This window comes from Synechococcus elongatus PCC 11801, from assembly GCF_003846445.2.
GTDB lineage: Bacteria > Cyanobacteriota > Cyanobacteriia > Synechococcales > Synechococcaceae > Synechococcus > Synechococcus elongatus_A.
Window position 1 is genome coordinate 2,335,037 of the sequence record NZ_CP030139.2, and the last position, 11,513, is coordinate 2,346,549.

Consider the following 11,513-nt stretch of genomic DNA (forward strand, 5'->3'; position numbering starts at 1 on the left):
AGTTCAGTCCGTTGGAAGAACTCTCAAAAGTTGTGATTAGTAATGCATGGGCCATCGATGTTTCTTTGGCTAACTTTGGCATTTGAGAACTCTAGCCAGTTATGAAATATCGAACCAATTAAATCTTCACCACCCCTTGAATTCCCCATGAGGAATCGATCTTCTAGCTATTTTTTAGCGACACCTGAATTGAGCACAACGGCAATGATTCACGATGAGTGGTTCATTTGTAATTGAGATTCGCAGTGCCAGAGCGATCGCAAGATCAAGCCTCGGTCATTTGCTTTTATGCTGGGGAAGACTGCTGTTTGAATGCTTCTCCTAGGATTTTCAATGCCGCGATTTGCCCTGCTCAGTGTTTCCGACAAAACGGGTCTCGTTGACTTTGCCCGTCAACTGGTCGATCGCTTTCAGTTTCAGATCGTCAGTAGTGGCGGCACTGCTAGGCAACTCCTGGAAGCCGGAATCCCCGTAACAAAAGTGGCTGAGCATACGGGCTCACCCGAGATTTTGGGGGGTCGCGTCAAAACCCTGCATCCCCGCATCCACGGGGGGATTTTGGCACGTCGCGATCGCGAAGATGATCAAGCCGATCTCGCAGCGAACAACATCCAGCCATTTGATTTGGTCGTCGTCAATCTCTATCCCTTTGAGGCGACGATCGCTCGTCCCGAGGTGACGTTGGCGGATGCAATCGAGCAAATTGATATTGGTGGCCCAGCAATGGTGCGAGCCTCGGCCAAAAACCATGCCCATTTGACCATCCTCACCAATCCCAGCCAGTACGAGCCCTATTTGACGGCCTTGGCAGACGGAGAGGGCCAGATTCCCTTGACCTTCCGCCAGCAGTGCGCCCTAGCAGCGTTCCAACATACAGCGGCTTATGATGCCGCGATCGCAACCTATTTAGCTGAGCAATTTGAGGCCGAGAGCGATCGCCTGCAGTTGAATGCTCAACCCGTTCAGGTCTTGCGCTACGGCGAGAATCCGCATCAGTCTGCCACTTGGTATCAAGCAGGAGCCACCGCTAGTGGTTGGACGGCAGCGCAGCAATTGCAAGGCAAAGAGCTGAGCTATAACAACTTGGTTGATTTAGAAGCGGCGCGCCAAATCATCGCTGAATTTCCGACCGAAGGGCCAGCTGCCGCAGCGATCCTCAAGCACAACAACCCCTGTGGGGTTGCGATTGCCAGCGATCTCAGCGACGCCTACCGCAAAGCGTTTGAAGCGGATGCAGTCTCCGCTTTTGGTGGCATTGTTGCCCTCAACCGAGCGATCGACGTTGCGACAGCAGAAACGTTGACGGGAACGTTTCTGGAATGCATCGTTGCGCCAGCTGTGGAGCCGGAAGCAGCGGCAATCTTGGCAACGAAGAAAAACCTGCGGGTGCTCACCCTGGGGGATTTCAACAGCGGTCCCCAACAGACCGTGCGATCGATCGCGGGCGGTTTTTTGGTTCAGGACAGTGACGATCACTTGGAAACAATCGCGGGTTGGCAAGTCGTCACTGAACAGCAACCCAGCGAAGCCGACTGGCAGGAACTGCTGTTTGCGTGGAAAGTGGTCAAACACGTCAAATCCAATGCGATCGCCGTCACCGCCAATGGCGTGACCTTGGGCATTGGGGCGGGTCAGATGAATCGGGTCGGTTCCGTCAAAATTGCCCTTGAGCAAGCTGGCGATCGCGCCCAAGGTGCCATCTTGGCCAGCGATGGTTTCTTCCCCTTTGATGACAGTGTTCGGACGGCAGCGGCAGCCGGAATTCGCGCGATCGTGCAACCCGGCGGCAGCCTGCGCGATGCGGATTCGATTGCAGCGGCCAATGAACTCGGCCTCGTGATGGTCTTCACTGGCACACGTCACTTCCTCCACTAAGGTTGACTCACTGCTGTTCTCCCGCAGGACTTTGCCATGCCCGATTCCCTTGTGCTGTCCGCCACAATGCAGACCGCGTTGCACACAGCGGAGCAGTTGTTATGGGATCGGGCTTTGGTGCGTTACCGCGATCAGTGGGCGGGGGCGATCGCGGCGCTGCCTGAGGATCAGGAGCTAGCCGCAGCCAACTATCGCGAAATCTTCATTCGCGACAACGTACCGGTGATGCTTTATCTGCTGTTGCAGGGCAAAACCGACGTTGTTCGCGATTTCCTGCAACTGTCGCTCTCCCTCCAGAGCCAAGCCCTGCAAACCTACGGCATTCTGCCAACCAGCTTTGTCTGCGAAGCAACTCACTGTGTCGCCGACTATGGTCAGCGGGCGATCGGACGGGTGGTCTCTGCCGACCCCAGCCTCTGGTGGCCGGTGTTGCTGCAAGCTTATCGGCGTGCTTCCCAAGATGATGCCTTTGTGCAAAGTTCAACGGTTCAGCAAGGGCTGCAACGGCTGCTGGCCTTCCTGTTACGTCCCGTTTTCAACCAAAATCCGCTGTTGGAGGTTCCCGATGGTGCCTTCATGGTCGATCGCCCCTTAGATGTAGCAGGCGCACCTTTGGAAATTCAAGTCCTGCTCTATGTAGCGCTACGGGCTTGCGGCCAGTTGCTGCAGTACACCGAAGCCGCCAACGCCGCCCATGTCCAGGCGCGCCGCCTGCGGCAGTATATTTGCTGGCACTTCTGGGTGACACCCCAACGGTTACGGCGCTGGCAGCAGTGGCCCACCGAAGAATTTGGCGATCGCAGCCATAATCCCTATAACATCCAGCCGATCGCCATTCCCGATTGGGTGGAACCTTGGCTCGGTGAGTCGGGCGGCTACCTGCTGGGCAATATGCGAGCTGGTCGTCCGGATTTCCGCTTCTTCAGTCTCGGCAATTTGCTGGCGATCATTTTTGATGCACTACCGCTCAATCAACAGGGAGCAATTCTGCGGTTGATTTTGCAGAATGAAGCCCAAATTTTGGGTCAAGTGCCACTGCGACTCTGCTATCCGGCTCTCACCGGATCGGCTTGGAAAATCCTGACGGGCTGCGATCCCAAAAATCAGCCTTGGTCTTATCACAATGGCGGGAGTTGGCCGTCACTGCTCTGGTATCTCAGCGCGGCTGTTTTGCACTACCAACAGCGTGGCGGCGATCGCGAACTCTGCGAGATCTGGCTAGAGAAGCTGCAGCATTACCATGCACAACAGTGTCAGCAGCTCCCCCAAGACGAGTGGCCCGAATACTACGAAGGCAAGGAATCAGTGCAAATTGCAGAGCGCGCCTGCCGCTATCAAACTTGGACTTTCACGGGACTTCTGCTCAATCAAGCGCTCCTCAGCCAGCCCAAAGGGATTCAACTGCTGAGTCTGCGGGGCTTACCCTAAGATTTGTGAAGACCTTTGTGGCCGAGTAGACAGCAGCCTGTCCTAGCTCGGCGAGGAGAACACGCCATGTCAGACGAACTCAAGTTTTATCTCAATTTTGGCCATCCACTGCTGATGTGGATCTTGCTGGGGGTGAGCCTCTACGCGGGCTATCTCGGCTTCCAAGTGCGCCAACTGCGATCGGCGACTGGGGAAGAGAAGAAGAAGCTGATCCAAGCCAAAGTCAATCAAAAGCACTTCCAGTTCGGCTCCCTCGTCTTGGCCTTGATGGTACTGGGCACCGTTGGCGGTATGGCAGTCACTTACATCAACAATGGCAAGCTGTTTGTCGGTCCCCACTTGCTGGCGGGCTTGGGTATGGCGGCCTTGATTGCTGTCTCGGCAGCACTGTCACCCTTGATGCAAAAAGGCAGTGATTGGGCGCGTGGCACGCACATCGCCCTCAATACCGTGATTGTCGGTCTGTTCGCCTGGCAAGCCGTCACGGGCATGGATATTGTTCAGCGCATCATCGCTCGTCACTAGGACGAAGCAGGCATCGCGATCGCGGTGCCCTCCGATACAAAAACAGTCCTACTCATCGGTGGGACTGTTTTTTGATGCCTGTGTGGCTGAATCTTGACTGCAAACAACCGGTTAGAGAACGATAATTCGCGATCCGGTTTTCGGTAGGCTGGCCTTCTGGAGCGTGACGGTAGTGCCGGGACGTTGAACGGGTGTTCCCTGCATCAGCTCCAAGAACGGTTGGAGCGGCCCCAAGTCGCAGTTCTCTTTGCTAGCTGCACTGGTGCGGTACTGAGTCGGAATAATCAGGCGTGGTTTGAGGACCTCGATCGCCGCCTTCGCCTCTTCGGGGTTGTAGCTCTTGGGGCTACCGCCGACGGGAATTAAAAGGACGTCAGGGCTCCCCAACAGAATTTGATTCTCGACGCTGAGCGGTGCAGCCGCGCCCCCCAAGTGCAGAATCGAGAGCCCTGCTTGGGACCAGCCCCAGGCGACATTGTTGCCAAAGCGTCGTCCACCAATGCGATCGTGGGGCAGCTTCACGCCTTGAATCTGCAACGACCCCAGTCGATAGACCCCAGCTTCAAACAAAACGCGGGGATTGCCAGTAATTGCTTCGGCATAGCCTTCATCCAGCAAGCGGCTACTGATCAGCACAATGCCCGCTGACTGTCGCGGCAGGGGTAGCCCTGCTGTGCAGCCCCCTGGTTTAAACGGATTGACGACAATGGCCGGTAGTCCTCCGCCTGTAAAGCGGAAGCAGCTATGACCAAAGGCTTGGATTTGCAGAGAACCGGCTTGAGCCTGGGCGACTTGGGGCAGAGTCGTGGCGATCGCCCCCAAACTTCCCCAGCCCGCTACTTGCAAAAACTGACGACGCTTCACAAATTCACACCCGCCACAGACACGGCTAAGAGCCTAGCATTCAGGAGACGGCACTTTGGCTAAAAAGTTCGCCAAGATCACCTTGCCGGACTGGGTCAGCACGCTTTCTGGATGAAATTGCACGCCTTCAATGTGGGGATATTGACGATGCCGCACGCCCATGATTGTGCCGTCCTCTACCCAAGCCGTGACTTCCAGTTCAGAGGGGCAACTCGCGCGGTCAATCACCAAGCTGTGATAGCGCGTGGCCGTCAGAGGGTTGTCCAGCCCTTGAAACACCCCCTCATTGGTGTGCAGCACCGGTGAAGTTTTACCGTGCATCAGCTCAGGCGCAGAGACAATCTGACCACCGTAGACTTGCCCAATACTTTGATGGCCAAGGCAGACGCCCAAAATTGGGGTGGTTGGCCCAAACTCTGCGATCGCAGCCATCGATACACCCGCATCTTCCGGGCGGCCAGGGCCAGGTGAAATCACGATCGCATCCGGTTTCAGGGCTGCAATTCCGGCGAGGTCGATCTGGTCGTTGCGATGCACCACAATTTCTTGGGCGATCGCGTAGTCGCTGGCCAGTTCGCCAAGATACTGGACGAGGTTATAGGTAAAGCTGTCGTAGTTATCGATGACGAGCAGCACGGCCAGAGTCCGAAATTAACAATCTTTTCCAGCGTACGATCTGCGGCTTCAATCCGGTCAGCGCTCACCAGAGAAGACTAAGGCGGAGCCAGAGTGGTGGAAGAATCAACGTGGCTGCCACCAATACTGCTGCGATCGCAGCAATCAACACCGCCCCTGCTGAGCAATCCTTGGCAATGCGAGCCAGCTCGTGATAGCGCTGCTCAACGGTCAGATCCACCACGGATTCGAGCGCTGTATTCAGCAATTCCATGACCAGCACCGCCGCGACCGTTAGCGTCACGATCGCGCGATCGGTGGCACTCAGCCCCAAACCGAACGAGAGGCCGACGGCGATCGCCCCTAGCACGACATGGATGCGGAAGTTGCGCTGGGTCTGAAAGGCATAGTTCACGCCTAACCCCGCATAGCGGAAGCTACTGAGTAAGTTGGGAGCAATCCGCCAAGCATAGCCGCGATTTCGGGCAAGATTGGCCTCCATCCGGCTTGAAGGGGTTTGGGTTTCAGGCATGTTGGCCTCCAATGGCAGCCACTGCGCACAGTGTACGGGGGATTATCACGTTGCGTTCAACGCTGAGGACTCAGAATGCCCACCTGATTGAGCCAATGATCCTGCTGCGCCAGCATTGCTTCCAGTTGCTCATCATCAGGATGGTCCCAGCCCAGAAGATGGAGTAGCCCGTGAGCTGCCAGCCAAGCAAGCTCGGTTTCCAGGGGATGACCAAGGGCTTGGCGCTGAGCTGTGGGAACGGAAATGATCACGTCGCCGAGATAGAGTGGCTCCTCTGGCTCCAACCCCAGGGGGATCGCATCTTCTAGGGCTGCAAAGGCCAAAACATCTGTGGGCTTATCCTGCTGCCGATAGTCGCGGTTGAGCTGCTGAATTTCCCCATCATCGACAAAACGCAAGCAGGCTTCGTAGGCTGGCGCTTGCCAATCGGTCGGCAAACTGGGTTGGATATCCGTTAGCCAGCGATCGAACCAGTCTTGCCAGGGCAACTCTGGCAAGCGATCGCTACAGACGATTTGGATAGTCAGATCAAGCAAAGCCACGTCAGCGAGTCAGGTAAGCCAAACCCACCAGCAGCCCCAGTAGGCCGACTGTGGTCAAGCCAAAGTGAAAGAGGGACTTACGGCCCTTGCGAACCATGTTGCGCATCGCCAACTTGACGTAGCTATCACTGGGCGGCTCGGCTGGCGTGACGGTTTCTGTCGGTGAGTCAGGCGTGGTCATCGTAGAGGCAACACTCTTAGACGGTGGCTTCGATCAGCATCTGGTTATCTTGGCGCAAATACGCCTGGATGAAGGGATTAAGGTCGCCGTTCATCACATCCGCGATCGCTTTAGTTTCTACACCCGTCCGCAGGTCTTTGACGAGCTGATAGGGGTGGAAGACATAGTTGCGAATTTGGTTGCCCCAAGCGGCTTCCACCATGTCGCCGCGAATTTCCGCGACTTCCTTGGCTTTCTGCTCTTGCAGGACGACCAGGAGTTTCGCTTTGAGGATCGCCAGCGCTTTCTCCTTGTTCTGAAGCTGCGATCGCTCTTCGGTACAGCGCACGGCGAGTCCGGTCGGCAAGTGAACAATCCGCACTGCCGTCTCAACCTTGTTGACGTTCTGACCGCCCTTGCCGCCAGCGCGTGATGTTGTGATCTCCAGATCCTTCTCAGGAATATCGAGGTCAATATCAGTGTCGAGCACGGGCATTACTTCTACCCCCGCAAAGCTCGTCTGGCGCTTGTCGTTGGCGTTGAAGGGGGAAATGCGGACAAGCCGATGGGTGCCTTTCTCGGCCTTGAGGTAGCCGTAGGCGTATTTACCCTCAATTTCCAAGGTGACTGACTTAATCCCCGCTTCTTCTCCCTCGGAAAGTTCGGTGACACGGACCCGATAGCCTTGATCCTCGGCCCAACGGGTATACATGCGCAGCAGCATCTCAGCCCAGTCTTGGGCATCAGTACCGCCAGCACCAGCATTGATCGACAGCACAGCACCTTCAGCGTCGTAAGGACCTGAGAGCAGTTGTTGCAGTTCCCACTGATCCAGTTCACGTTGCAGCCGCTGGACGTTTGCTTCGGCTTCTTCAAACAGTGCTGGATCGGGCTCGACGGCTAGCAGTTCCAGAATCGCTTCAATATCCGAATCGAGCTGTTGCCAGTCCGCGAGTCGCTGAACTTGGCTTTTGCAGTCATCTAGCTGCTTGAGAATCTTTTGGGCAACTGCTTGGTCATCCCAAAAGTCAGGCTGGGCAGCTTCTTGTTCTAAATCTTGGATACGCGCTTGCAGAGCGGGAACGTCAAAGATAGTCCTGAGCATGGCTCAGGCGGCTACGGAGCGGTTCGTGCTGACGTTTAATCTCAAGCGTGTCCATGATCGGCGAGACTCTGACAAGCGCTGATCCTAACACCGCGATCGCTTGGGGCGTTGCGAGTCTAAGGAGCAGCCCTAGAATCAAGGGCGATCGCCGCTGCAGGTCTTCTGGAATGGTTTTCTGATGCCGGTCTACTACTTCTGGGGGGAAGATGAATTTGCCCTGCGACAAGCAGCTGAAAAATTGCGCGATCGCAGTCTCGATCCAGCTTGGGCGAGTTTCAACAGTGAGCGAATTCCGCCGGAGCAGTCCGATTCCGTGCTGGCAGCCCTCTCGCTGGCGCTGACGCCTCCGTTTGGGTCTGGTCAACGCTTCATTTGGCTCCCCGAAACCACGTTGGCTCAGCAATGTTCTGATGCGGTCTACGCTGAACTGGCTCGCACGCTGCCCCAGATTCCCGAGACGACCGTGCTGTTGTTTAGCAGTACGGGCAAGCCCAATGGTCGGCTCAAATCCACAAAGCTGCTGCAAAAGGTCGCGGAGCTGAAGGAGTTCTCACCGATTCCTCCCTGGCGCGGTGAGGCGTTGGAACAGCAGGTTGCCCAAGTCGCGCAAGAAGTGGGGGTACGCCTCGATCGCGAAGCGATCGCCTGTTTGGCGGCGGCTGTGGGTAACCAAACCCGTCAGCTCTACAACGAGCTTGAAAAGCTGAAACTTTACCAAGCCGATCGCCCCGAACCGGTGACAGCTCGTGTCGTGCATGCCCTCGTCAGTACAACGACTCAAAATAGCCTGCAACTCGCGGCTGCCATTCGCCAAGGAGACTGCGATCGCGCTCTAAGTTTGGTGAGTGAGTTGATCGCCAGCAACGAGCCAGCCCTGCGGATTAGTGCCACCCTGATTGGTCAATTCCGAATGTGGTTATGGGTCAAGCTCTTGCAGGAACGGGGAGAACGAGATCCGCAGGCGATCGCGACGGCAGCTGGGATCGGCAACCCCAAGCGCGTCCATTTCGTTGTGCAAGAAGTGCGATCACTCTCCAGTCGTCAACTTCAGCAGACCCTACCGCTGCTCCTTGACTTAGAACTTGGACTCAAACAGGGAGTCGATCCGCTTGCGCATCTACAATCCCAAGTGGTTGCGCTCTGTCAATGCTGCCAACCGCCGCGATCGCGTCCGTAGCGAACGGAACATTTCTCAGACTCCCCGCTTCAATAGAACTAAGACAGCAACGCCCCAATCGCTTGCAACGGTAATTTCGGCTTTATGATTCATCACTGGTACAAGTCATTGCTACCGCTCGTGCTTGCGGTTGTGCTGATGCCGCTAGCTGCCCGAGCTGATGACTTTCCCAGCCCTGAGGAAATCAACAGTTTTGCGCGGTCAGCTTTTGAAATTGAGCAACTGCGACGAAACACCCTCAGTACTATTCGCGAACAGCTAGGACAATCGGCCGTCCCCTCATTGCGCTGTCATCAACGCGAGCTCTGGCAACAATATGAACCCAGCGTTCGCCGCGCTTTTGACCAGTTTTGCCGCCAGTCAGCTCAAATCCTAGACCGCAATGGTCTGAGTCCGAGTCGCTTTATCGAAATTCGTAAGCTGCAAAACAGCAATCCAACCCTCAAAGAGCGGGTTCAGACACAGCTGATGCAGATGATGCGTTGATTAGCAGTCTCGTCACTCCTGAGCGGTGAAACCGCAGAGTCTGTTGCTCTACGGTCCCCCTCTTCGCAATGACAGCTAGAGCAGACCGGCTTGAGCCAAGCCCAGCACCAGCCCAGCCCCCAACAAATGGCCGAAGCTCGCCGTGGCCAGCAATTCTGGCAGACCAAAGCCACTAAAAATTGCGGGCAGTTCCACCGGCAAAGCCGGACCCACACCCCGATTGCGAATCGCAAAGTAGCCGATCGCGATCGCAAACAGGTTGGCAGTGATCATAATGGCAGCAACACTGGGGCTCCATTCCACGGTGGTCGGGCTCATGGATTCTTCTCCTCGTTCAAGCTAGCCAGCATGATAAAAAGCAGGCTGCCCGACTGAACCGAGGCTTGCGAATACTTAACAAATGGCTAGAGCACCATGGGCCTACGCATCAAAATTTGCGGTCTGCGCGATCCCCAGCAAGCAGTCGCGATCGCGGATCTCGGAGCCACTGCGATCGGTTTCATTGCCGTGGAACAGTCGCCGCGTTATGTTTCACCGGCTCAAGTGGCCCAGTTGACCCAAGTGCTACAAGCGACTCATCCAACGGTGGATCGAGTTGGGGTTTTTGCGAATGCGACTCAAGCTGAACTAGAGGCTTATGTCACAGCTGGGATCACCAGCATTCAACTGCACGGTAGTGAGACTCCATCAGACTGTCAGTATTGGCGCGATCTCTTCCCAGAAGTAGAGATGATCAAAGCCCTCCGCATTCGTTCAAAGGCCGATTTAGCCTTGGCTGAGATATTTGCAGAGTGTGTAGACACGTTGCTGCTCGATGCCTATCACCCTCAAATGCTGGGGGGAACGGGCGCAACTTTGGATTGGCAAAGCCTGCAAGCCTTTCACCCGCCTCGTCCATGGTTACTCGCCGGTGGCCTGACGCCCGAGAACGTCAGCGAAGCGCTTTTTCAACTCCAACCTGCTGGCATTGATCTGTCGAGTGGTGTTGAGCGATCGCCCGGCAACAAGGATTTGACCAAAGTTGCAACACTCTTTGCTGCTCTGAGTGCAACTGGAATTAACTAAATTCCAGGCTCCTTCTTTTCGTTTAGGGGTGAATGCAAACCCGCGATCGCAGGCTGATAATCTGTCTGGGATGAAGACGGACAGGCTGTTTTACGCAATCTGAGCAGTGTTGTCAGCAGCAGAGGATGAAGCAGCGATTGAGCGGCTATTGGAGTTGATGGAGGCAATAGTGGCGAGTAAGTTGCCTTAGCTTGAGGAGATTCATCAGATGCTAGGCATTGCAACAAAAGACTTGAAGCATACGCGCTTCTATCAAGGTGTAGTGGAAGAGGGATGGCAAGAGGGTGAGCTAGCTGTTGTCACTCGCTTGCTCACTCGTCGGCCTGGATCATTGCCGGAAAGCTTATTGGTTCGGGTTTAGGCTTTGTCAGTCAATCAGCTTGAAGCGTTAGCTGATGGGTTGTTGGATGTGGATAGCTTGGCCACTCTGGAAGTTTGACTACAGAGCCATAAGCTGATCACCTCAGACTGAAGCGGAGGAGCGATCGCTGCTTTCTGATTGCGATCCAATCAATAGGGTGCGGCTAAGGACGACTAAAAAGGGTGAAGCTGTTGCTGCTGGAAGAAGATCGAGGCTATCGACTGCGGAACGCTGCCCGATCGCGGCTGAAGATCTTAGGCACTGAGGCTATTGGGGTTGGCGGTACGGCCTTGACCAATAAAGCGCTGGCTGAGTTCTGGATATGTTGGCTTAAGTCGGGGTGACTGCGCTGTAGGACTTTGAGTAGGCTGGAGATTTCGAGGGCAGTACTCATTCATGGTGCTGTCGTTGAGAAGAAGGTAGAGGTCGCTGAGGCGATCGCTGAGTTGGCGCAATTTGGTTACGTTGTTCGAGGATGCGATCGCTGATGACGTAGTCGGCGAGGAAGCGACTGGTGTTGAGGCTGCTGAGAAGCCAGGTGGGGTTGGTTTGCAGCAGGGTGGCAGTGTAGGTGACAAAGCCTTGGCTTTTGCTGCCTTGCTTGGTGAGGCGTTGGCGTTGTTTGGGGGTGAGGCTGGGTAGGGGATCAAAGAGGGTTTGCCGTTGCATCAGAATGTCTCGGAGTTCGTCGAGTTGTGCGGGGGGTAGAGATGAGGTCACGGACATTTTGGATGACTCCAATAGTGTTTAAACAGTGCTTTGGCAGGTTGCTAAGCAC

The 11,513-nt window shown here is 55.5% G+C and carries 15 protein-coding genes; 6 read left to right on the top strand and 9 right to left on the bottom strand.

Annotated features, from left to right (window positions below; translation table 11 throughout):
- The first annotated feature begins 333 nt into the window (after positions 1–333).
- The 3 genes from purH (at position 334) to DOP62_RS11690 (ending at position 3,828) form a co-directional block, all read left to right on the top strand.
- Positions 334–1,875 carry a bifunctional phosphoribosylaminoimidazolecarboxamide formyltransferase/IMP cyclohydrolase gene (purH, locus tag DOP62_RS11680; RefSeq protein ID WP_208674981.1) on the top strand — a complete coding sequence of 514 codons (1,542 nt, stop codon included), beginning with the start codon at positions 334–336 and terminating at the stop codon, positions 1,873–1,875.
- A gap of 36 nt (positions 1,876–1,911) precedes the next feature.
- The gene (locus DOP62_RS11685) at positions 1,912–3,303 is read left to right on the top strand and encodes a glycoside hydrolase 100 family protein (RefSeq protein ID WP_208674984.1); all 1,392 of its coding nucleotides are present in this window, start codon (positions 1,912–1,914) and stop codon (positions 3,301–3,303) included.
- A 66-nt stretch (positions 3,304–3,369) separates the two neighbouring features.
- On the top strand, positions 3,370–3,828 hold the full coding sequence (locus DOP62_RS11690) for a DUF4079 domain-containing protein (protein WP_208674986.1): 459 nt from the start codon (positions 3,370–3,372) through the stop codon (positions 3,826–3,828).
- A 111-nt stretch (positions 3,829–3,939) separates the two neighbouring features.
- Here the strand turns inward: DOP62_RS11690 and DOP62_RS11695 are convergent, their stop codons facing one another.
- The 6 genes from DOP62_RS11695 to prfB form a co-directional block, all read right to left on the bottom strand.
- Complete coding sequence (locus DOP62_RS11695) at positions 3,940–4,692, bottom strand: MBL fold metallo-hydrolase (protein WP_208674988.1); 753 nt, start codon at positions 4,690–4,692, stop codon at positions 3,940–3,942.
- A 33-nt stretch (positions 4,693–4,725) separates the two neighbouring features.
- Entirely contained in the window at positions 4,726–5,328 is a 603-nt protein-coding gene (locus tag DOP62_RS11700; protein ID WP_208674990.1) for an anthranilate synthase component II, read from the bottom strand.
- Between the two features lie 64 nt (positions 5,329–5,392).
- A complete protein-coding gene (locus DOP62_RS11705) occupies positions 5,393–5,839 on the bottom strand; it encodes a diacylglycerol kinase family protein (RefSeq protein WP_208674992.1) in 447 nt (148 codons plus the stop codon).
- Between the two features lie 56 nt (positions 5,840–5,895).
- Complete coding sequence (gene ybeY, locus DOP62_RS11710) at positions 5,896–6,381, bottom strand: rRNA maturation RNase YbeY (RefSeq protein WP_208674994.1); 486 nt, start codon at positions 6,379–6,381, stop codon at positions 5,896–5,898.
- A gap of 1 nt (position 6,382) precedes the next feature.
- Positions 6,383–6,562, bottom strand: coding sequence for a DUF3285 domain-containing protein (locus DOP62_RS11715; RefSeq protein ID WP_208674995.1), 180 nt, complete (start codon positions 6,560–6,562; stop codon positions 6,383–6,385).
- A 16-nt stretch (positions 6,563–6,578) separates the two neighbouring features.
- Positions 6,579–7,701 (bottom strand): peptide chain release factor 2 gene (gene prfB, locus DOP62_RS11720; RefSeq protein WP_208674997.1). Its coding sequence is split into 2 segments (ribosomal slippage): positions 6,579–7,628 and positions 7,630–7,701, totalling 1,122 coding nucleotides; the frame shifts between segments, so codons are not numbered across the junction.
- Positions 7,702–7,824: 123 nt separating this feature from the next.
- Here prfB and holA point away from each other — a divergent pair.
- A complete protein-coding gene (gene holA, locus DOP62_RS11725) occupies positions 7,825–8,823 on the top strand; it encodes a DNA polymerase III subunit delta (RefSeq protein WP_208674999.1) in 999 nt (332 codons plus the stop codon).
- Between the two features lie 138 nt (positions 8,824–8,961).
- Positions 8,962–9,309 carry a DUF4168 domain-containing protein gene (locus DOP62_RS11730; protein WP_261789941.1) on the top strand — a complete coding sequence of 116 codons (348 nt, stop codon included), beginning with the start codon at positions 8,962–8,964 and terminating at the stop codon, positions 9,307–9,309.
- A 75-nt stretch (positions 9,310–9,384) separates the two neighbouring features.
- On the opposite strand, the gene psaK is transcribed toward DOP62_RS11730, so the two are convergent.
- Positions 9,385–9,627 (bottom strand): photosystem I reaction center subunit PsaK, encoded by a 243-nt coding sequence (gene psaK / locus DOP62_RS11735; protein ID WP_208675003.1) that lies wholly within the window; start codon positions 9,625–9,627, stop codon positions 9,385–9,387.
- A 96-nt stretch (positions 9,628–9,723) separates the two neighbouring features.
- On the opposite strand from psaK, the gene DOP62_RS11740 reads away from it, so the two are divergent.
- Positions 9,724–10,374, top strand: coding sequence for a phosphoribosylanthranilate isomerase (locus tag DOP62_RS11740; protein ID WP_208675005.1), 651 nt, complete (start codon positions 9,724–9,726; stop codon positions 10,372–10,374).
- 615 nt (positions 10,375–10,989) lie between these two features.
- Here the strand turns inward: DOP62_RS11740 and DOP62_RS11750 are convergent.
- Both DOP62_RS11750 and DOP62_RS11755 read right to left on the bottom strand, forming a co-directional pair.
- Positions 10,990–11,133 carry a hypothetical protein gene (locus tag DOP62_RS11750; RefSeq protein WP_222610261.1) on the bottom strand — a complete coding sequence of 48 codons (144 nt, stop codon included), beginning with the start codon at positions 11,131–11,133 and terminating at the stop codon, positions 10,990–10,992.
- A complete protein-coding gene (locus tag DOP62_RS11755) occupies positions 11,126–11,461 on the bottom strand; it encodes a hypothetical protein (protein ID WP_208675007.1) in 336 nt (111 codons plus the stop codon). The genes DOP62_RS11750 and DOP62_RS11755 overlap by 8 nt, the downstream gene beginning before the upstream one ends.
- Positions 11,462–11,513: the final 52 nt, after the last annotated feature.

Bases quoted from the DNA above. Each gene is read 5' to 3' on its own strand.
- purH (WP_208674981.1), top strand. From the start codon at position 334: ATGCCGCGATTTGCCCTGCTCAGTGTTTCCGACAAAACGGGTCTCGTT.
- DOP62_RS11685 (WP_208674984.1), top strand. From the start codon at position 1,912: ATGCCCGATTCCCTTGTGCTGTCCGCCACAATGCAGACCGCGTTGCAC.
- DOP62_RS11690 (WP_208674986.1), top strand. From the start codon at position 3,370: ATGTCAGACGAACTCAAGTTTTATCTCAATTTTGGCCATCCACTGCTG.
- DOP62_RS11705 (WP_208674992.1), bottom strand. From the start codon at position 5,839: ATGCCTGAAACCCAAACCCCTTCAAGCCGGATGGAGGCCAATCTTGCC.
- DOP62_RS11715 (WP_208674995.1), bottom strand. From the start codon at position 6,562: ATGACCACGCCTGACTCACCGACAGAAACCGTCACGCCAGCCGAGCCG.
- holA (WP_208674999.1), top strand. From the start codon at position 7,825: ATGCCGGTCTACTACTTCTGGGGGGAAGATGAATTTGCCCTGCGACAA.
- DOP62_RS11730 (WP_261789941.1), top strand. From the start codon at position 8,962: ATGCCGCTAGCTGCCCGAGCTGATGACTTTCCCAGCCCTGAGGAAATC.
- psaK (WP_208675003.1), bottom strand. From the start codon at position 9,627: ATGAGCCCGACCACCGTGGAATGGAGCCCCAGTGTTGCTGCCATTATG.
- DOP62_RS11740 (WP_208675005.1), top strand. From the start codon at position 9,724: ATGGGCCTACGCATCAAAATTTGCGGTCTGCGCGATCCCCAGCAAGCA.
- DOP62_RS11750 (WP_222610261.1), bottom strand. From the start codon at position 11,133: ATGAATGAGTACTGCCCTCGAAATCTCCAGCCTACTCAAAGTCCTACA.
- DOP62_RS11755 (WP_208675007.1), bottom strand. From the start codon at position 11,461: ATGTCCGTGACCTCATCTCTACCCCCCGCACAACTCGACGAACTCCGA.